The following is an 18385-nucleotide window of genomic DNA, read 5'->3' as shown; positions in this document are numbered from 1 at the left end:
TAGAGCCCCCTTGCCCGCCCGCGCCCGATGTCCACTGCCTCGCCCCGCGCCTGGATCCGCCTGCCCTCCGGGGCGGCGCTCGACCTGATCAACCCTTCGCCCGAGGCCTGGACCGACGAGGACCTGGCGCTGCGCCTGGCGCGCACCTACCGCTGGGGCGGCGAGTCGCGCTGGGCCTGGCCGCTGTCGGTGGCGCAGCACTCGCTGCTGGTGCTGGAGCTGCGCCGCGCCGAGGCGCCGCAGCCGCTCGGCGCCGCCGAGGCGCGCGCCGAGCTGCTGCACGACGCCGAAGAAGGGTTCCTCGGCTTCGACTGCATCTCGCCGCTCAAGCGCGTGCTCGGCGAGCCCTTCCGCGCCGTCGGCGAGCGGCTGATGGCGGCCATCGCCCGGCGCTACCGCCTGCCCGACTGGACGCCCGAGAGCCACCGCCTGCACAAACACGCCGACCGTGTCGCCGCGGCCTCGGAAGCCGTGCACTGCACCGGCTGGACCGAACGCGAGGTGCGCGAGCTGCTGGGCATCAGCGACCCGATCCTCGCCGCCGACCCGCTGCAATCGCGCTGGGGCGGCAGCGCCTGGGAGCCCTGGCCGAGCGAAACCGCGGCCGAACGTTTCCTCGCCGAATTGAGGTCGATCAATTACGACTGAGCTGCACCGAAAGCGGCGCCGAGTGCCGCGCTCGGAATGACGCCGTTCGGCCCCGATTGGCGACCGCTCGGCGGCGCAACGCCTCCATTCGCCGGAAGTCGCGGAATCCGCAACCGCGCTCTCCAGAATTCGAGTCCTCGAAACGCTGGAGAAGGACGAATGATCACCACCACCCGCCGCTCGCTGTCGAAGACGCTGGCCCTGGCCGCCGCCGCCGCGGCCCTGGGCGCGCCGACGCTCGCCGCCGCCGCCGACCCCACCGAGATCCTCGGCACCTGGCGCCTCGTCAGCTACGTCGTCGAGGTGCAGCAAAGCGGCGAGATCATGCCGGTGATGGGCGCGCACCCGAGCGGCGGCGTCGTCTTCACGCCCAACGGCCGCGTGTTCTTCATGCTCACCGCCGACGGCCGCAAGCCGGGCAAGACCGACGCCGAGAAGGCCGCGCTGCTGGACACCATCGTCTCCTACACCGGCCGCGCCGAGATCACGGGCGACCAGTGGACGACGCACGTCGAAGCCGCCTGGAACCCGCAATGGGTGGGCACGGCGCAAACGCGCAATTTCAAGGTCGACGGCGACAAGCTGCAGGTCACGACGCCCTGGCGCGTGATGCCCAATTGGGCCGACAAAGGCATGACGCGTTCGCTGATCATGTTCGAACGCCAGAAGTAATTGTTATGGACGACGCCGGCCATTGAAACGCCGGCGTCGCGGGTGACGTCATGTTCGACCGACTCACGTTCAAGGCCAAGATGGTCTGCCTGGTCACGACCGCCGTGGCCGGATTGCTTTCGCTCCTCGTGCACGCCGTCTGGCAGGTGCGCCAGGAGATCGACCAGGGACAACGCGCGCAACTCATCGCCGTCGTCGACAGCGCACGCGCCATCGTCGCCGGGTTTCAGGCCGAGGCCGCGGCCGGGCTCCTCAGCAAAGAACAGGCCCAGGCCGCGGCCAAGGCCGCCCTCCGCTCGGCACGCTTCGGTCCCGAAGGCAAGGACTACTACTACGTCTGGACGATGGACGGCGTCGGCGTGATGCACCCGATCAAGCCGGAATGGGAAGGCCGCGACATGAGCGGCAAGATCCTCGACGGCCACGGCAACGACCTGATCGGCTCGCTGGCCAAGGCGCTGCGCGCCAGCCGCGAGGGGAGCATCTTCCTCGAGTCGGCCTTCGCCCGCCCGGGCAGCCAGGAGGTCGTGCCCAAGCTGCAGCGCGCCGTGATGATCCCCGAGTGGAACTGGTTCGTCGGCACCGGCCTGTACCAGGACGTGGCTGTGGCCCAGCAGCGCCAGGCACTGCTGCGTTCGCTGGCGATCGGGCTGCCGCTGATGGGGCTGATCGCCTTCATCTGCTGGAGCATGTCGCGCGCCCTGCTGCGCCAGATCGGCGGCGACCCCGGCGAGGCGCGTGCCGCGATGGCGCGTGTCGCCGGCGGCGACCTGAGCGTCGAGCTCGGGCCGGTTCCGGCCGACAGCCTGCTCGGCGAACTCAAGCGCACGGTGCAGTCGCTGCGCACGATGGTCGGCCAGGTGCGCAGCGCCACCGAGAGCATCGCCACCGCGTCGGCGCAGATCGCCGCCGGCGGCCAGGACCTGTCGCGCCGCACCGAGCAGACCGCCGCGCAGCTGCAGCACACGGCCTCGGCCGTGGAGCAGCTGAGCGGCACCGTCGACCATACCGCCGGCGCCAGCCGCAACGCCGCCGAGCTCGCGGCCCAGGCCTCGGGCAGCGCCGACCGCGGCGGGCGCGTCGTGCACGACGTCGTGCAGACGATGGCCGCGATCAGCGCCAGCGCCGGGCGCATCGGCGACATCACCGGCGTCATCGACGGCATCGCCTTCCAGACCAACATCCTCGCGCTCAATGCCGCGGTGGAGGCGGCGCGTGCCGGCGAACAGGGCCGCGGCTTCGCGGTGGTGGCCGGCGAGGTGCGCAGCCTGGCGCAGCGCTCGGCGCAGGCGGCGCAGGAGATCAAGGCGCTGATCGGCGAGTCGATCGACCGCGTGCACACCGGCGCCGAGCACGTGCAGCGCGCCGGCGGCGCGATGAACGACATCGTCGAGCAGGTGCAGAAGGCCGCGGCCATCATCCGCGAGATCTCGGGCGCCGCCGCCGAGCAGTCGGCCGGGCTGGGCCAGATCAACCGCTCGGTCGCCGACCTCGACGAGGCCACGCAGCGCAACGCCGCGCTGGTGGAAGAGTCCGCCGCGGCCGCCGGCAGCCTGCAGGAGCAGGCGCGGCGGCTGGAAGAGACGATGCGCGGCTTCCGCCTGGCGACCCACGGCGCCTGAGGCGCCGGCGCGCGGCGCCACGGCATTCACCGGGAATGCCGAACTAATTGCAAATCCCGATCACTTGATCGCGCCAACGAATGGAACAAAAAAGCCACTCTTTTGCGCATCGTCACTTGTGATTCATGAAAATCAGTCTAATCGCACCAAATCACTAATCCGGTGCGATTTCACCGATTCTCAGCCCGATCCTTGACACAGATCCAGGTTCTTCACGCCCAGCACGCACTTTAATGTTCCCACTGCCAGGCTAAAGCCAATTGCAATTCGAAAGGCACGCCCGGCAATCGGAAGGAACGAGATGGGCGAGCAATCGACAAAAGAAGAAGGCCTCGGCCGCGCCAGCGGACTCAGCCGGAGGTCGATGTTGAAGGTGGCAGGGCTGGTCGGCCTGGGCGCGGTGGGCGCCGGCATCGGGCTGCCCTTCATGAAGACCTCGATCGCCAGGGGCCTGGAGCAGATCGGCGCCCCCGAAGGCGAGATCGCCTGGAACGCCTGCCTCGTCAACTGCGGCAGCCGCTGCCCGCTGAAGTGCCACGTCGTCAACGGCGCGATCCGCTGGATCTCGCAGGAAGACAACCACGGCAGCGGCGACGACACCTTCGGCCAGCACCAGGTGCGCGCCTGCCTGCGCGGGCGCTCGGCGCGCCGCCGGGTCTACAACCCCGACCGCCTGAAGTACCCGATGAAACGCGTCGGCAAACGCGGCGAAGGCAAGTTCGAACGCATCTCCTGGGACGAAGCGATCAAGATCGTCGGCGACAAGCTCAAACACACGATCGACACTTACGGCAACCAATCGATCTATTACCAGTACGGATCGGGCAGCACCGGCTACAACATGGCCGGGCGCAGTTCCTGCCACCGCTTCCTGAACGTGATCGGTGGTTATCTCGAGTTCTACAACACCTACAGCACCGCCCAGATCCGCTTCGCGCTGCCCTTCACCTACGGCGAGGGCTACGGCTCGGAGTGCAGCTACACCCGCGAGATCGGCAACGCCAAGCTGGCCGTCTTCTTCGGCTACAACCCCGGCGAGCTGCGCATGAGCGGCGGCGGCGAGACCTACCAGGTCAACGAATGGCGCCGGCGCAACAAGGTGCGCACGATCTTCATCGACCCGCGCTACTCGGACTCGATGCTGGGCAAGGAAGACGAGTGGATCCCGATCCGCCCGGGCACCGACGCCGCGCTGGTCAACGCGCTGGCCTGGGTGCTGATCAAGGAAGACCTGGTCGACCAGCAGTTCCTCGACACCTACTGCGTCGGCTACGACGCGACGACCCTGCCGGCCTCGGCGCCGGCCAACGGCTCGTACAAGGACTACATCCTCGGCGACGGCCCCGACGGCATCGCCAAGACGCCCGAGTGGGCGGCGCGCATAACCGGCATCCCCGAGGCGCGCATCGTCAAGCTGGCGCGCGAGATCGGCACCGCCCAGCCGGCGTTCATCGCCCAGGGCTGGAGCCTGCAGCGACACGCCAACGGCGAGCAGGCCGCGCGTGCGGTCTGCATGCTGCCCATCCTGACCGGCAACATCGGCCTGCCGGGCACCAACATCGGCGAGGAGCCGGGCTCCTACGGCTACCCGGTGCCCAAGCTGAAGATGCCGGCCAACAAGGTCAAGGTGAGGATCCCGTGTTTCCTGTGGACCGACGCGATCACGCGCGGCAAGGAGATGACGGCGCTGGCCGACGGCATCAAGGGCGCCGACAAGCTCGAGCAGCCGATCAAGTTCCTCTGGAACTACTCGAGCAACACGACCATCAACCAGCACTCGGACATCCAGGCGACGCACCGCATCCTGCAGGACGAGTCGCTGTGCGAGTTCATCCTGGTGATCGAGAACCACATGACGCCGACCGCGCGCTACGCGGACGTGCTGCTGCCCGACATCACCAACTTCGAAGGCAGCGACATCGTCAGCAACGGCTACGCCGTCGGCGAGATGGGCGGGCCGATCTTCCTGTCGCCGGCGATCAAGCCGCTGTTCGAGTGCAAGTCGGCCTGGGACATCTGCACGCTGCTGGCGCGCCACCTGGGCGTCGAGCAGGACTACACCGAAGGCAAGCCTTTCGAGCAGTGGCTGCAGGAGGCCTACGTGAAGATGCGCGAGGCCGACCCCGACCTGCCCGAGACGCTGGGCGAAGCGCGCGCGATGGGCATGATCAAGCGCCGCGCGCCGCAGGGCAAAGGCATCGGCCTGTCCAAGTTCCGCGCCGACCCGGAGGCCAACCCGCTGAAGACGCCGTCGGGCAAGATCGAGATCTACTCGGAGCGCCTGGCCGAGATCGCCGCCACCTGGAAGCTGCCCGCGGGTGACGTCATCACGCCGCTGCCGCAGTACGTGGCCACCTGGGAGGGCTACGAGGACACCGAGGCGTGCAAGACCTACCCGCTGCAGCTCTACGGCCGCCACCCCAAGGGCCGCACGCACTCGACGTACCACAACCTCGACGTGCTGCGCGCCGCCGTCGCCGACGCGGTGTGGATCAACCCGATCGACGCCCAGGCCCGCGGCATCCACGACGGCGACCTGGTGCGTGTCACCAGCGCCCGCGGCCACACCCGCATCAAAGCCAAGGTGACGCCGCGCATCATCCCCGGCGTGGCCTCGATGGAACAGGGCATCTGGTTCAAGTTCGACGCCAACGGACAGGACACCGAAGGCAGCGTCAACGTGCTGACCTCGCAGCGTCCCTCGCCGCTGGCCAAGGGCAACCCGCAGCACACCAACCGGGTCCAGATCGAGAAGATCTGAGGAGCAGCAACATGGCCACCACCCCCCAATACGGCTTCTACGTCGACTCGGCCAAGTGCACCGGCTGCAAGACCTGCCAGCTGGCGTGCAAGGACTACAAGGACCTGCCGGCCGACGTGAACTTCCGCCGCGTCTACGAGTACGTCGGCGGCAACTGGCAAGCCGACGGCGAGGCCTGGACGAACAACGTCTTCGCCTACTACCTGTCGATCTCCTGCAACCACTGCGCCGACCCGGCCTGCACCAAGGTCTGCCCCACCGGCGCGATGCACAAGCGGGCCGAGGACGGCCTCGTCGCCGTCAACGAGAACGTCTGCATCGGCTGCAAGTCCTGCCGCATGGCCTGCCCCTACGGCGCGCCGCAGTACGACGAGCGCAAGGGCCACATGACCAAGTGCAATGGCTGCGCCGAACGCGTGGCCGTCGGCAAGAAGCCGGTCTGCGTCGACGCCTGCCCGCTGCGCGCGCTGGAGTTCGGCCCGATCGCCGAGCTGCGCGCCAAGTACGGCGATCTGGCCGCCGTCGCGCCACTGCCGGACGCGAAGTTCACGCACCCGAGCATCGTCATCCACCCGAGTTCGAACGCCCGCCCCTGTGGCGACCGCAGCGGATTCCTGGGCAACCCGAGGGAGGTTTGATCATGGGCTGGCATGAATGGCCGTTGGTCCTGTTCACCGTCATCGCACAGACGGCGATGGGGGCGTTCTGGTGGTGTTTCGCGGCGCTGATGGCCGGGGGCCTGGACCCCGAGCGCCGCCACGCGCTGGAGAAACGCATGATCGTCGTCTGGGCGCTGGTCGCGGTGGGCTTCGGCTGCGCGGCCTTCCACCTGGGCTCGCCGGCGCGTTTCATCAACGCAAGCTTCCGCTTCGGCGCGGCCGCGTTCTCCAACGAGGTCGTGTTCGGCAGCCTGTTCGCCTGCGCCGGCATCGTCACCTGGTATCTGGCTTGGAAGAACCTCGCCACGGTGCAGCTGCGCAACCGCCTGCACTGGCTGACGCTGCTGCTGTGCGCCGGTTTCCTCTACGGCATGTGTTCGTTCTATCTGATGCCGACGGTGCCGACCTGGAACACGCCGCTGACGCCGCTGGCCTATGTGCTGACCGCATTGATCGGCGGCGGTGCGGTGGCGGCGGCGCTGTTCGCCGCGGCGGGCATCGAGCGCGGCTTCCTGCGCCACGGGCCGCTGAAACTGGCGGCACTGGCCGTCGGCCTGGCGGTGCTGCTGACGATCACGCAGGCCAACGGCCTGGCGTCGATCGCCTCGTCGATCAAGCAGGCCTCGGCGCTGACACCCGACTACGCCGCGCTGATGGCGCTGCGCTTCGTGATCCTGTTCTCGGTGCTGGGCCTGTGGGTCCGCGCCAGCCTGCGTGGCCAGGCGCTGAGCCTGCAGACGGGGCTGGCCTACGGCGGGCTGCTGATGCTCGGCGAGATGGTCGGCCGCGGCGTCTTCTACAACCTGCACATGACCGTCGGCCTGCGCTGAGACGGCCGTCGAAAGGACTGGCGATGACGCCCCGCAACCCCGACACCACGATGAGCCTGGCCGAGTTCGCGGCCAGCGCCCGCGTGCTGGGCGCGCTGTTCTACCGCGCACCCGACGACACCAGCGTGCGGCCCTTCATCGAGCTGATCGCGCGCGGCGACCTGGCTTCGCTGTGGCCGGTCGGCGAGCCCGGCACGCTGCAGGCGATCGGCGACACGATGCGCGCCGCGCTGGTGAGCCCCGAGGCTCAGCAGGCGCTCAAGCGCGAGCACCAGCGCCTGTTCATCGGCCCCGACGAGCTGCCGGCCCCGCCCTGGGGCTCGGTCTACCTGGAAGAGGAAGGCACGCTGTTCGGCGAGACGACCGAGGCGCTGCAGCACTTCCTCGCCGCCGAGGGCGTGGCGCTGGACTCGGGCCAGAACGAACCCGAGGACCACATCGGCCTGCTGTTCTGGGCCGCCGCGCTGCTGGCCGAAGAAGGCCGCGAGGCGGCGCTGCGCACGCTGCTGGCCGACCACCTGCTGAGCTGGTCCGGGCCTTACTTGCAGGCGCTGAACGACGCGACGACGAACGGCTTCTACCGCGGTCTCGTCACGCTGACCCGGCTGACGCTGGCCGAGGCGCGCAGGCTGCTGGCCCTGCCCGAGCCGGGCGCCGATGCCTGAGGCCGTGATGGATCTGCTCGAATCGCTGGCGACGCGCTACTCGCAGGGCCCGCGCCAGCTGGCCGCGCCAGGGCCGACACGCGCCCAGCTCGAACACGCGGTCGCGCTCGCGGCGCGTGCGCCCGACCACCTGGGCCTGGCGCCGTGGCGCTTCGTGCTCGTCGGCGCCGGGCAGCGTGCGCGGCTGGGCGAACTCTTCGCCGCCGCCGCGACGCGGCGCGGTGCGCCGGCCGCCGAAGTCGAACGCGCGCCGCACCACGCGGCCAAGGCGCCGGTGCTGCTGGCCGTCGTCGCCCAGGTTCGCGAAGACGTCGCCGAAGTGCCGCCTCACGAGCAGTGGATGAGTGTCGGCGCGGCCGTGATGAACCTGCTCGACGCGCTGCACCTGATGGGATTCGGCGCCAAGCTGCTCAGCGGCGACTCGGTGCACGACGCCGCCGTTCAGGCCGCGTTCTGCGGCCCGGGCGAACGGCTGGTGGCCTGGGTGGTCTGCGGCACGCCGACGACGCCCGGGCGCGCGCGGCCCGACGCGCCGAGCAAGCCGCGGCTCAGCGACTGGGCCTGAACCTTCAGCCGGCCGGCTTCAGCTCGATCGGCCTGCGCACCTCCTGCGTCGCGCCCCGGTCGTCGGCCCAGCTGAGCAGCAGTTCGCCGCCGTGGCGCGCGACGAAGGTGAACTCGATGTAGGGGTTCTGGGCGATGGCGATGCCGGGCTCCCAGATGAGCAGCAGCGTCGTGCCGAGCCGCGCCTCGAAACGGCGCACGATGTCGCGTGGCCGCAGCCGGCCCTCGGGGTCGGCGCGCAGGCCGCTTTCCATCACGTGCTCGACCTGGGCGCGCACGCGCACGATCTCGCCGGGCGCCGGGCGGGGGTTGCTGATCCAGATTCGCGGGGGGGCGGCCATCAGGGCGTCCTCACATGCCGCAGCCGCTGGAGCCGACCTCGACCGCCTGGCGCGCGGCCAGGACCTGGCCGTCGCTCATGCGCGCCAGCGCGTGCACGGTCTGGCTCTGGCTCAGCCGGATGCGAAACGCCGCCTCGGCCGTGCCGGTGGCCGGCGTGAAGCGCAAGCGGCAGGCCAGCGGCGCCGGGTTCAGGTCGGCGAGCACGACGATCTCCTCGCAATAGAGCTGCTCGGTGATGGCCCGCGTGACGCGCACCTTGACCGGCACCGCGGCCGGGTTGTCGCCCAGCGCCGGCACTTCCAGCAGCAGGCCGTCCTCGACGACGGTGGCGCCGCCGACGAAGTTCTCGACGGCCTGGCGGAAACCCGCCGGGTCGGGTGCCAGCAGCCCGGCCGGCGCGGCGCCCGGGGCGGCACCGGCGGCCGCCGGCAGCGCTAGCGCGCCGCCCAGCGAGGCCCCGCGCAGAACGAAGTCGCGTCGTTTCATCGTTCAGATCGCCAGGAAGTCCTGGAACTTCTGCCGGATCCAGCCGAAGTCCTCCTGGACCATCTCCTGGTTGCGCACGTCCATGTCGATCTGCGTCTGGATGACCTTGCCGGTGGCGTCGACCTCGTACTCGAACTTCACCGAGATCTCCTCCTGCGGATCGGCGTTGACCATCATGTAGCAGAGGTTGTCGGGCAGGCGCGCGACGACCGGCTTGCCGGCGACACGCTCGGCGATGTTCTGCGCGACGATGCGGCCGACGTAGTTGGCGACGTGGCCGCTCTTCGGGTAGTGGCCGAACTGGTCCGAGATCGCGCCCATCAGGTCGCCGACGAAGTAGACGCGGTCGTCGCTGCGCGCGTGGAACAGGCGCGGGTGCATGTCGGCCCAGCCGGTGGGCTTGCCGGCCGCGTCCTGGCCGATGAGGCCGGCGTTCCAGACCATGTCGGCCGCCTGGTGCGGCGGCATCAGGATCGCGTCGTCGAAGCGGAACTCGCCGGCCGCGGTCTTGATGCGCTTGGCGAACGGGTCCACCTCCTGCACCTTGGCGTTGGGCACGTGGGTGATGATGTCCGGGTACAGCTCCTCGAAGGCCGCCTTGTAGCCCATGCCGATCGGCGCGATGCGCGGCTTCGGGTCGAGGATGACGATCTTGCCGGGGATCTTGTGCTTCTTGATGTGCCAGGCGATCAGGCAGGCGCGTTCGTACGGCGACGGCGGGCAGCGGTGCGGCGGCGGCGGCAACGTCATCACCAGCGTGCCGCCCTTGAACTCCTGCACCTTGCGCTTGAGCGCGAACATCTCGGCGTTCGGGATGTAGGCCGACGGGAAGTGGGTGCGCGTGTGCTCGATGGCGCGGCGGTCGTTGCCGTACCAGGCTTCGTAGTCGTTGCGGATGCCGCCGGACAGGATCAGGAAGTCGTACTCGACCTGGCCGTGCGCGGTGAGCACGCGGCGGCGCTCGCGGTCGAAGCCGCTGACCTCGGCCTGCAGCAGCTTGTAGCCGTAGGTGTTGGCCGGCCGCAGCATGTCGTGGTTGACGAAGTCGGTGCCGACGATGTCGAGCAGCCACTTGTTGCTCATCGGCCCGGACCAGAAGGTCGCGTTGCGCTCGAGCACGACGACGTCGGAGTTCGGGATCAGCTCGCGCAGGTAGCGCGCGGCGGTCAGCCCGCCCCAGCCGCCGCCGCAGATGACGATGCGCGGCCTGGCACCTTCGCGCGGCAGGATCGTCGACTGCGGCGTCACGATGGCCGGCGCGGCCAGCGCCGGGCCCTGCACCGCGGCGATGCCGGCCAGCGCGGCGGCCGGCGGCGTGATCAGGAAGTTGCGTCGTTTCATGCGGGTCTCCTCTGCGGGGTTCGGTGGTGGTCCGGCGGCGCGTTCAGGCGCCCCAGATGTCGGCGCTGATGGCCTCGTACCAGGCGGCGCCGTGGCGCGCCTCGGCGGCGCGGAAGGCGGGGCCGGCGTCCAGCGGGCTGACGCCGCCGGCATCGGCCACCTCGACGATGCGGCCGCCTTCGGCACGGTAGACGCCGGCCACCGAGATGCCGTAATCCGGCCCGACCAGGCTGTAGCAGGTGTTGACGTAGGCCGCCGGCGGCGCCGCGCGGCCGGCGAACTCGGCGGCGATCGCCGCGGCCGCCATCTTGCCCTGCATGTTGGCGGCGAAACCCGATTTGGGCATCGGCGCGGCGACGGTCGCGTCGCCGACGACGTAGATGCCGGCCACACGCCGGCTCTCGAAGCTCTCGGCCTTGACCGGCACCCAGCCGCTGGCGTCGGTGACGCCGGCCCGCTCGGCGATGCGCCCGGCCTTCTGCGGCGGGATGACGTTGAGCACCGCGCCCTTCACGACCCGGCCGAAGGTGGTCTCGACGCTGCGTGCCTTGGCGTCGACGCGCATCACCTGGCCGTCGTCGGACTGGCCGACCCACTCGATCATCGAGCCGTACAGCGCCTTCCAGCCCTGCTGGAACAGCGCCCTCTTCGAGAAGTTGTCCTTGGCGTCGAGCAGCAGGATCTTGGCGCGCGGCTTGTGCTGCCTGAAGTAGTGCGCCACCAGCGCCGCGCGTTCGTAAGGCCCCGGCGGGCAGCGGAACGGGTTGTCGGGGATGGCCATCACGAAGACGCCGCCATCGTCCATCGCCTGCAGCTGCCGGCGCAGCAGCTGCGTCTGCGGCCCGGCCTTCCAGGCGTGCGGCGCCAGCTCGGCGGCGGCTTCGTCGTAGCCTTCGAGCGCGCCCCAGCGCATCTCGACGCCGGGCGACAGCACGAGGCGGTCCCAGGCCAGGCGCTGCCCGGTCGACAGCGTCAGCGTGCGCGCCGCGCCGTCGACGTCCTCGGCCAGCGCCTGCACGAGCTCGACGCCGGCGGCACGCAGGCCATCGAAGCCGTGGCCGAGGCTGTCCCAGTCGCGCAGCCCGGCGAGGTAGTGGTTGCTGAACGGGCAGGTGTAGAAACGGCTCGCCGGCTCGACCAGCGTCACCTGCACCTGGGGCGCCAGCCGCTTCAGTTGGCGCGCCGCGGTGGCGCCGCCGAAACCGCCGCCGACGACGACGACACGCGCCGAAGCGCCCTGCGCGCGCACGAGTGCCGGCATCGCCAGCGTGGCGCCGGCCGCGGCGGCCTGGCCCAGCAGGCCGCGACGGGACAGCGGCCTCATCGTGCCGGCCCCTGGGCGAACCAGCGCGCCAGCGCGGCGATCTCGTCGTCGCCGAGCGCCCGCATCAGGCGCGGCATCACGGTGGCGTCGGGCACCTGGCCGGAACGCAGCGCCGTGAGCCGAAGGCGCAGCTGCTCCTCGGTGTAGCCCTGCAGCGCGGGAATGCTGGACGGCGTGGCCGCCGCGGGCCCGCTGCGGTGGCAGTTGACGCAGGCGCCGGCCAGCATCGAGACATCCGGCGACGGCGTGGCGCCGGCCAGCGCGGAGGCGGCGGCGACGAGAGGGGTGCATGCCAGGGCCAGACGGGCGAAATCGACGAGGAGCGGCATGCGGGCTCGTGGGGACGACAGGCGCGGCATTTTGGCAGCAAGATCCCGGCGCGCCGTTTGCCGCCCCGCGCGACGCTCAGGAGCCGCACCATGCCATCACCCTCCACCACTGCCCTCACCGGCCGCTGCCTCTGCGGCGCGGTGACGATCACCCTGGCCGGCGAACACGAGGAACAGGTCGGCGCCTGCCACTGCCGCATGTGCCAGCGCTGGTCGGGCGGGCTGTTCCTCTGCTTCGAGGCCGAGGCCTCGGCGGTGACGGTGAGCGGCGAGGTCACGCGCTACCGCTCCTCGTCGTTCGCCGAACGCGCCTTCTGCCCGCGCTGCGGTTCGCACCTCTGGTTCAGCGACGTGCCCGAAGGCGGCGAGCCGACGAGCTACGAGCTGATGCCCGGCCTGTTCGACGCCGCGCGGCGCTGGCCGCTGCGCTCGGAGGTCTACGCCGACCGCGCACTGGCGTCGGTGTCGCTGGCCGGCGAGCACCGGCGCAAGACCCAGGCCGAATACGAAGCCGTGAACCCCTTCGTCGGCGAGCCCTGAAGCTCAGGCCCCGCCGGCCGAACGCGGCAGGCCGAAGACGCGGTCGAAAGCCCAGGTGAAGGCCACCGCGTAGACGAAGAAGAAGGCCAGCAGCACGAGTTCGGCCAGCAGCGCCGCGAGCAGCGTCGTCTGCAGCCACCAGGCCGCCAGCGGCACCAGCCACAGCGCCAGCCCGCCTTCGAAGCCGATGCCGTGCACCAGGCGCCGCCAGGCCGAGCGGCCCTTGACCGGCTGGCGCGACTCCCAGGCCTCGAACAGCGCGTTGAAGACGTAGTTCCAGGCCAGCGCGACGGCGGACATCAGCACCGCCAGCGCCAGCGAAGAGCTCATCGACTGCTCGAAGCCCCAGGCCAGCGCCGGGCCGACGAAGGCCACCGCGCCGACTTCGTAGAGCACCGCCTGCACCACGCGGCGGGTGGTGGGCGACATCGTCCGGATCCAGTTCATACGCACTCCTGCGTGTGGGGCCGTCCCCTGTGAACCGGTCCATCGAGGTCGTCCTGTGGCCGCCTCCGCGGGCTGCGGAAGCGGGCGCGACTCTAGCGCAAGCCCGCCTGCGGGCGCGGCACAACCCGGCCCGCCGCGGGGGCTCAGAAGTTGGTCGGCACGCGCACCGTCAGCGTCAGGTCGGGCGTGTCGCGCGTCAGCCCGGCGCCCAGCGAGACGTTGAGCGTGCGCTGCGGGCTCAGGCGCAGCGAATAACCGAGCAGCAGCGTGCCGAGTTCGACGCGCACCGAGGCGTCCGACGCGCGGCCGTTGACCCGCGTGCGGCCGACCGACGAATGGTCGTAGCCGATGCTGAACGAGCTGCGTTCGTTGAGCGCCAGGCCCATGCCGAAGTTGAAGCCGAGGATCGCGCCGGGCGAGACGCGGCCCAGCCACTCGGGCCCCTGGTCGGTGCGGCGCGAAATGCCGCTGCGGCTGAAGGTGTGCAGATAGCTGAGGCTGCCGAAGAACACCGCCGGGTCGGTGGGATACAGCACCGTCAGCGCCGGCTGCAGGCCGTAGAAGCCCGAGCCGGTGGGCAGCTCGGTCTGGATGCCGTCGTTGCGGAAGCCGACGACGGTCTTGGAGGTCAGCACCTCGAACGGGTCGGTGCCGGTGCGGGTCTTCAGCCGCAGGCTGCCGATGTAATACGGCTTTTCGATGCCGCCGTCGTTGAACTGGTAGCGCGCACTGAACTCGACGTCGCCGATGCCGTGGCTGCGGGCGTCGAAGACCCGCGACTCGGTCGCCGAGCCCTGCAGGTACTCGCGGCCGACGCTCGAGTCCGACCGGTACACCCAGGGCAGCTTGGCCTCGATCTCGAAGCGGTTGCTGAGGCCGTAGCGGCCGGTGAGCGCCGCCGTCAGCGTCGTGCGCCGCACCTCGCGGATGTCGATCAGGCCGATCAGCAGCGCCGGGATCACCGTGTAGCCGACCAGCGCGACGCGGTTGCTCGACGAGTAGGCGTACTGAAGCGAAGTCTCCAGCGAGTAGCGGCCGCGCGGCGTCAGCACGCCGGGCTGATCGAAGATCGTGTTGACGACGTCGGCACGTGCGGCCGCCGACGGCACCGTCGCGCCCGGGACCGGCGCCGCCTGGGCCTGCGCGGTGGCGGGCGGCGCCGCACCCGATGCCGCGTCGGCCGCGGGCTCGCCGGTGCCGCCGCGGTAGCCGGCCAGCGCGGCATCGGCCAGGGCGCGCCGCAACTCGGCCAGGCCGGCCTCCTGTTCGGCCAGCGAGCGCTTGAGCAGCTCCAGCTGGCGCTGCTGCGTCTCGATGCGCCGGCGCAGTTCATTCATGGGATCGGGTTGGCCCTGGACCGGCGCCGGCTCCGGTAAGTCGGCCGCAGCGGCGGACTGACTCAAGGCACGTACCGGGCTCACGCACAGCACCAGAACGGTGCCGCCGATCAGCGAACAGCGTCGCGGGCGGTCAATTAACTGAATCAAGACGCTCTCCTTGCGTTTTGTTACGACCTCGGCGGCGAGCTTCCGCCGCGTTCAATGCCGCCAGTAAGTTTGACCAAATCGCAGCGCAATGAATGACAAGCATCGGCCACTTCCCTAACAACCGAATTAGCCACCGAGTCACGGGGGTTGCAACTCACTTGCTTTCTCCTACCTTCAGCACACGCAAGCGGAGACCGTCCCGCAGATGACGTCGACTTGCGAATTCACCGCATCGAGGAGAGAAGGCATGCGGCATCCCTACGCCACGGGCTGAGCCCCAGCGCGTGCGCCGACCACCGCGTCGGCCGCTCGCAGGGCCTTGATTTCAAAAGGATCAGCAGCGCCTCCGGTCGCCAGGCCGGTGGCGTCCTGCGCCCGCGAATCCGTCATGAACCCAGGCTTCCGCGCCCTTCCCGGGCGTTCGGAGAGACCGTCTATTTGCCAATCAACAGACAAGGGGGAAGCGACATTGACCTCATGAACACATCTGGCAATCGCCACCCGGCGCAGACGAACAAGGGAACGTCGCGGCCAGCGCGCAGCTCCCGATTCGAAACACCCGATCAATTTCCAACGAGGAAAAGCATATGAACAAAACGCTTTTGGCGTCTTCAATTGCATTGGCCCTGTCCGCCGCCTATGGCGTCGCGGCAGCCAGCCCCAGCAATACCGACATCCGCGATTCGTCGGCGTCGGCATCGTCGGAGTCCACGCAAGGCGGCACCGGGCCGCAAGCCAACGACTATTCGTCGGCGACGCAAACGACCGATGCCAACAACGACAAGTCGACGAACAACAGCGACCAGAACAACAACAAGTCGACGAACACCAGCAACGCCGACCAGGGCAACAACAAGAGCGAAGGCTCCAACCGCGACAACGCCGGTCTGGCCTCGGCCACCGCCGCCGGCTCGGCGGCGGCGAACAACGGCGCGAGCGCGACCAACTCGACCTCGGGCTCCTACAACAGCAGCTCGGCCACCGCCACCAGCTCGCTGAGCGGCACGGTGACCAACAACAACGTCTCGGGCCTGGGCAACATCGCGACGAACGCCGGCAACGCCAACGGCGCGGCCGGCGGCCAGGGCGGCGCCGGCACCGGCGGCAGCGTGCAGGGCGGCACGACCGTCGGCGGCAACGGCGGCACCGGCGCCGGAGCCGTGGGCGGCGCGGGTGGCGCCGGCGGCGCGGGTGGCGCCGGCGGCTCGGCCAACAACGGCAGCGCCTCCGCGGGCGCGTCGACCAACGGCAGTGCCACCAACGGCAGCGCCACGGCCGGCGCCGGCGGCTTCGGCGGCAGCACGCTGGGCACGACCGGCGGCAGCGGCGGCGCCGTCAGCGCCAACGGCGGCGCGGCCAACGGCAGCAGCGGTGCGGTCAGCACGGCGGGCGGCCTGGCCAGCGGCAACGGCGGCGGGGCGACGACCTCGTCGAACAGCACCGGCGGCAGCGCCGGCGGCAGCGCCAGCTACGGCGGCGCGGCCACCGGCACCGGCGGCGGCAACTCGAGCACGAGCGCCAGCACCAGCGGCGCCGCGGGCGGTTCGTCGTCCAACGGCGGCCTCGCCAACTCGTCGACCGCCAGCAGCGGCGGCGCCGGCGGCAGCAACAGCAGCAGCAGCGGCAGCGCCAGCGGCACCGGCGGCGGCGCCACCGCCAGCGGCGGCGGCGCCACCGGCTACGGCGGCGGCTCGACGGCCGCGGGCGGCGCCGGCACCGGCAACGGCGGCGGGGTCACGGCCTCGGGCGGCGCGTCGTCCGGCCAGAACGGCCCGACGGCGAGCACTGGCGGCGCGGCCGGCGGCAGCGGCGGCGGCGCCCTGGCCGGCAACACGCAGGGCACCGGCAGCGCCGGCGCGCGCTCGGGCGGCAGCTCCAGCGGCGGCGCCTCAGCCACCAACGGCTCGACCGGCGGTGCCGGCAGCGCCAGCAACGGCTCGGCAGGCGGCCTGGCGGCCTCGGGCCAGACGGCCAACCCCGGCGCGATCGGTGCCGGAGCCGGCACCGGCGGCGGCGCCAGCGCGAGCACCGCGGCCGGCGGCGGCAACGCCTCGATCGGCAACGGCGCCGGCGGCCCGCGCACCAGCACGGGCGGCGCGGCGACGGCCGGCGCGGCCACCGGCTCCGGCGGCGCGGGCAGCGGCTCGGGCAGCGCCACCGCCGGCGGCACCAACACCGCGACCAACACCGGGGGCGCTGCCACCGGCACGGCCAGCGGCACGGGCGGCCAGGCGACCGGCACCGCGACCGCGGGCTCGAGCACCTCGACCAGCGGCAGCGCGACGGCCTCCACCGGCAGCAACACCGGCAGCGCGAGCAGCACCGGCGGCGCCAACTCCAGCACCGCTGGCGCGGGCACCAGCACCGGCACGGCGACCAGCACCGCCGGGGCCGGCACCGGCACCGCGGGTGCGGGCACCGGCACCGGCGCGGCCGGCACCAGCACCGCTGGCGCAGGCACCGGCACGGCCGGCTCCGGCACCTCGACGGCGGGCGCCGGCAGCGCGACCACCGGCTCGGCCACCGGCACCGGCGGCGCGTCGACGAGCACGGCCGGCGCTTCCACCGGCACCGGTGGTGCAGCCACCGGCACCGGCGGCAGCTCGACCAGCACCGCGGGCGCGGCCACCGGCACCGGCGGCAGCGCCACCAACACCGCGGGTGCGGCCACCAGCTCCGGCGGCACGACGACGAGCAGCGCCGGCACGACGACCGGCACCGGCGGTGCGGCCGGCAACACCGGCGGCGCAGCCGGCGGCACCAGCGGCACGGTGACGGCGACCAGCGGCACGACGACGGCCACCGGCGGTGCCGGCGCCGGCGCCACCAGCACCGCCGGCAACGGCGGCAACGGCGGCTCGGCCAGCAACGGCAGCGCGACCAACGGCGGCTCGTCGACGCAGGCCTCCAACGGCAGCGCGACCGCCGGCAACGGCGCCACCGGCGCGACCGGCGGTGCGGGCGGCTCCGGCGGCTCGGGCACGGGCGGCCTGGGTGGCGCGGCCGACGCCGGCACGCTGGCCGCGGGTGCGGGCAACGGTGCGGTCGGGGGCGCGGGCGGCGCCGGCGGCAGCAACAGCGTCAACGCCGGCAGCTGGTCGATGTCCAACAGCATCGGCTCGACGGCGCAGAGCGCGGCCGGCATCACGACGATCGCCCAGTCGACGGGTGTCTCCAACCTGGTGCAGCAGAGCATCAACGTCCAGGCCAACCTGGCCGTCGGCCCCTAAGCCGACGGGGTGCCCGGGGCACGCGCCCCGGGCACCCGATGCGGTCCACAGGAGTTCCCATGTGCAAGATTCCCCTGACGCGACCGGCCCTCGGCGTCGTGCTGTGCGCCGCGCTCGCCGGCGGCGCAGCCGCCGCCGAACCGGCCGCGGCGCCCGGAACGCCGGCGGCGACGCAGGCTGCGGCCGGCCTGGGCGGCCTGGAGCCGCTGGACGACGAGGCGCTGGCCAACCGGCGCGGCGGCACCGAGGTGCACAACGACATGCTGCTGCAGGGCCAGGTGGCGGAGAACCAGGCGGTCAACGTCAGCACCGGCGCCAACTACATCACCGACGGCTCGTTCGCCAACGCCGGTGGCGTGCCGATGGTCGTGCAGAACACCGGCAACAACGTGCTGATCCAGAACGCGACGATCCTCAACATCCAGCTCAAGTGAGGCC

Annotated in this window: 18 protein-coding genes; 11 read left to right on the top strand and 7 right to left on the bottom strand. The window is 71.3% G+C overall.

Annotation, left to right across the window (positions count from 1 at the left end; all coding sequences use genetic code 11):
* Positions 1-27: 27 nt before the first annotated feature.
* The 8 genes from RGE_RS09930 (at position 28) to RGE_RS09895 (ending at position 8422) form a co-directional block, all read left to right on the top strand.
* On the top strand, positions 28-648 hold the full coding sequence (locus tag RGE_RS09930; protein ID WP_014428239.1) for a phosphohydrolase: 621 nt from the start codon (positions 28-30) through the stop codon (positions 646-648).
* 159 nt (positions 649-807) lie between these two features.
* Positions 808-1320 carry a lipocalin-like domain-containing protein gene (locus RGE_RS09925; RefSeq protein ID WP_014428238.1) on the top strand — a complete coding sequence of 171 codons (513 nt, stop codon included), beginning with the start codon at positions 808-810 and terminating at the stop codon, positions 1318-1320.
* A gap of 50 nt (positions 1321-1370) precedes the next feature.
* Positions 1371-2942 (top strand): methyl-accepting chemotaxis protein, encoded by a 1572-nt coding sequence (locus RGE_RS09920; RefSeq protein ID WP_014428237.1) that lies wholly within the window; start codon positions 1371-1373, stop codon positions 2940-2942.
* A gap of 301 nt (positions 2943-3243) precedes the next feature.
* Positions 3244-5703, top strand: coding sequence for a DMSO/selenate family reductase complex A subunit (locus RGE_RS09915; RefSeq protein ID WP_014428236.1), 2460 nt, complete (start codon positions 3244-3246; stop codon positions 5701-5703).
* A gap of 11 nt (positions 5704-5714) precedes the next feature.
* Positions 5715-6341: a DMSO/selenate family reductase complex B subunit gene (locus RGE_RS09910; protein ID WP_014428235.1), complete on the top strand. Its 627-nt coding sequence runs from the start codon at positions 5715-5717 to the stop codon at positions 6339-6341.
* A 2-nt stretch (positions 6342-6343) separates the two neighbouring features.
* Complete coding sequence (locus RGE_RS09905; RefSeq protein ID WP_052310987.1) at positions 6344-7192, top strand: dimethyl sulfoxide reductase anchor subunit family protein; 849 nt, start codon at positions 6344-6346, stop codon at positions 7190-7192.
* Between the two features lie 23 nt (positions 7193-7215).
* Positions 7216-7857, top strand: coding sequence for a Tat proofreading chaperone DmsD (gene dmsD / locus RGE_RS09900; RefSeq protein WP_014428233.1), 642 nt, complete (start codon positions 7216-7218; stop codon positions 7855-7857).
* 7 nt (positions 7858-7864) lie between these two features.
* Positions 7865-8422 carry a nitroreductase family protein gene (locus RGE_RS09895; RefSeq protein ID WP_014428232.1) on the top strand — a complete coding sequence of 186 codons (558 nt, stop codon included), beginning with the start codon at positions 7865-7867 and terminating at the stop codon, positions 8420-8422.
* 4 nt (positions 8423-8426) lie between these two features.
* On the opposite strand, the gene RGE_RS09890 is transcribed toward RGE_RS09895, so the two are convergent.
* The 5 genes from RGE_RS09890 to RGE_RS09870 are packed head-to-tail and all read right to left on the bottom strand — an operon-like array spanning position 8427 to position 12243.
* The gene (locus tag RGE_RS09890) at positions 8427-8762 is read right to left on the bottom strand and encodes a thiosulfate oxidation carrier complex protein SoxZ (RefSeq protein WP_014428231.1); all 336 of its coding nucleotides are present in this window, start codon (positions 8760-8762) and stop codon (positions 8427-8429) included.
* Between the two features lie 10 nt (positions 8763-8772).
* Entirely contained in the window at positions 8773-9249 is a 477-nt protein-coding gene (locus RGE_RS09885; protein WP_014428230.1) for a thiosulfate oxidation carrier protein SoxY, read from the bottom strand.
* A gap of 3 nt (positions 9250-9252) precedes the next feature.
* The gene (locus RGE_RS09880; protein WP_014428229.1) at positions 9253-10590 is read right to left on the bottom strand and encodes an FAD-dependent oxidoreductase; all 1338 of its coding nucleotides are present in this window, start codon (positions 10588-10590) and stop codon (positions 9253-9255) included.
* Positions 10591-10633: 43 nt separating this feature from the next.
* Complete coding sequence (locus tag RGE_RS09875) at positions 10634-11914, bottom strand: NAD(P)/FAD-dependent oxidoreductase (RefSeq protein WP_014428228.1); 1281 nt, start codon at positions 11912-11914, stop codon at positions 10634-10636.
* Positions 11911-12243, bottom strand: a complete 333-nt coding sequence (locus RGE_RS09870; RefSeq protein WP_014428227.1) for a c-type cytochrome — start codon at positions 12241-12243, stop codon at positions 11911-11913. Before RGE_RS09870 ends, RGE_RS09875 begins: the two co-directional genes overlap by 4 nt.
* 90 nt (positions 12244-12333) lie before the next feature.
* Between RGE_RS09870 and RGE_RS09865 the strand changes: the two genes are divergently transcribed.
* Entirely contained in the window at positions 12334-12783 is a 450-nt protein-coding gene (locus RGE_RS09865) for a GFA family protein (protein WP_014428226.1), read from the top strand.
* A gap of 3 nt (positions 12784-12786) precedes the next feature.
* Here the strand turns inward: RGE_RS09865 and RGE_RS09860 are convergent, their stop codons facing one another.
* Together RGE_RS09860 and RGE_RS09855 are read right to left on the bottom strand one after the other, a co-directional pair.
* Positions 12787-13212 (bottom strand): PACE efflux transporter, encoded by a 426-nt coding sequence (locus RGE_RS09860; protein WP_043785110.1) that lies wholly within the window; start codon positions 13210-13212, stop codon positions 12787-12789.
* A 161-nt stretch (positions 13213-13373) separates the two neighbouring features.
* Positions 13374-14567: a hypothetical protein gene (locus RGE_RS09855; protein WP_014428224.1), complete on the bottom strand. Its 1194-nt coding sequence runs from the start codon at positions 14565-14567 to the stop codon at positions 13374-13376.
* A gap of 737 nt (positions 14568-15304) precedes the next feature.
* Between RGE_RS09855 and RGE_RS24035 the strand changes: the two genes are divergently transcribed.
* The gene (locus tag RGE_RS24035; protein WP_148280157.1) at positions 15305-17947 is read left to right on the top strand and encodes a hypothetical protein; all 2643 of its coding nucleotides are present in this window, start codon (positions 15305-15307) and stop codon (positions 17945-17947) included.
* Between the two features lie 59 nt (positions 17948-18006).
* The gene (locus RGE_RS23160; RefSeq protein ID WP_014428221.1) at positions 18007-18381 is read left to right on the top strand and encodes a hypothetical protein; all 375 of its coding nucleotides are present in this window, start codon (positions 18007-18009) and stop codon (positions 18379-18381) included.
* The last annotated feature ends 4 nt before the right edge of the window (positions 18382-18385 follow it).

The sequence above is a fragment of the Rubrivivax gelatinosus IL144 genome, assembly GCF_000284255.1.
Lineage (GTDB): Bacteria > Pseudomonadota > Gammaproteobacteria > Burkholderiales > Burkholderiaceae_C > Rubrivivax > Rubrivivax gelatinosus_A.
This window is presented reverse-complemented; position numbering and strand designations above follow the sequence as displayed.

Coding starts and splice junctions, on each gene's coding strand:
- RGE_RS09895 (WP_014428232.1), top strand. CDS start 7,865: ATGGATCTGCTCGAATCGCTGGCGACGCGCTACTCGCAGGGCCCGCGC.
- RGE_RS09905 (WP_052310987.1), top strand. CDS start 6,344: ATGGGCTGGCATGAATGGCCGTTGGTCCTGTTCACCGTCATCGCACAG.
- RGE_RS09930 (WP_014428239.1), top strand. CDS start 28: ATGTCCACTGCCTCGCCCCGCGCCTGGATCCGCCTGCCCTCCGGGGCG.
- RGE_RS24035 (WP_148280157.1), top strand. CDS start 15,305: ATGAACAAAACGCTTTTGGCGTCTTCAATTGCATTGGCCCTGTCCGCC.
- RGE_RS09890 (WP_014428231.1), bottom strand. CDS start 8,762: ATGGCCGCCCCCCCGCGAATCTGGATCAGCAACCCCCGCCCGGCGCCC.
- RGE_RS09925 (WP_014428238.1), top strand. CDS start 808: ATGATCACCACCACCCGCCGCTCGCTGTCGAAGACGCTGGCCCTGGCC.
- RGE_RS09865 (WP_014428226.1), top strand. CDS start 12,334: ATGCCATCACCCTCCACCACTGCCCTCACCGGCCGCTGCCTCTGCGGC.
- RGE_RS23160 (WP_014428221.1), top strand. CDS start 18,007: ATGTGCAAGATTCCCCTGACGCGACCGGCCCTCGGCGTCGTGCTGTGC.
- RGE_RS09855 (WP_014428224.1), bottom strand. CDS start 14,567: ATGAATGAACTGCGCCGGCGCATCGAGACGCAGCAGCGCCAGCTGGAG.
- RGE_RS09875 (WP_014428228.1), bottom strand. CDS start 11,914: ATGAGGCCGCTGTCCCGTCGCGGCCTGCTGGGCCAGGCCGCCGCGGCC.
- RGE_RS09885 (WP_014428230.1), bottom strand. CDS start 9,249: ATGAAACGACGCGACTTCGTTCTGCGCGGGGCCTCGCTGGGCGGCGCG.
- dmsD (WP_014428233.1), top strand. CDS start 7,216: ATGACGCCCCGCAACCCCGACACCACGATGAGCCTGGCCGAGTTCGCG.
- RGE_RS09915 (WP_014428236.1), top strand. CDS start 3,244: ATGGGCGAGCAATCGACAAAAGAAGAAGGCCTCGGCCGCGCCAGCGGA.
- RGE_RS09910 (WP_014428235.1), top strand. CDS start 5,715: ATGGCCACCACCCCCCAATACGGCTTCTACGTCGACTCGGCCAAGTGC.
- RGE_RS09920 (WP_014428237.1), top strand. CDS start 1,371: ATGTTCGACCGACTCACGTTCAAGGCCAAGATGGTCTGCCTGGTCACG.
- RGE_RS09860 (WP_043785110.1), bottom strand. CDS start 13,212: ATGTCGCCCACCACCCGCCGCGTGGTGCAGGCGGTGCTCTACGAAGTC.
- RGE_RS09880 (WP_014428229.1), bottom strand. CDS start 10,590: ATGAAACGACGCAACTTCCTGATCACGCCGCCGGCCGCCGCGCTGGCC.
- RGE_RS09870 (WP_014428227.1), bottom strand. CDS start 12,243: ATGCCGCTCCTCGTCGATTTCGCCCGTCTGGCCCTGGCATGCACCCCT.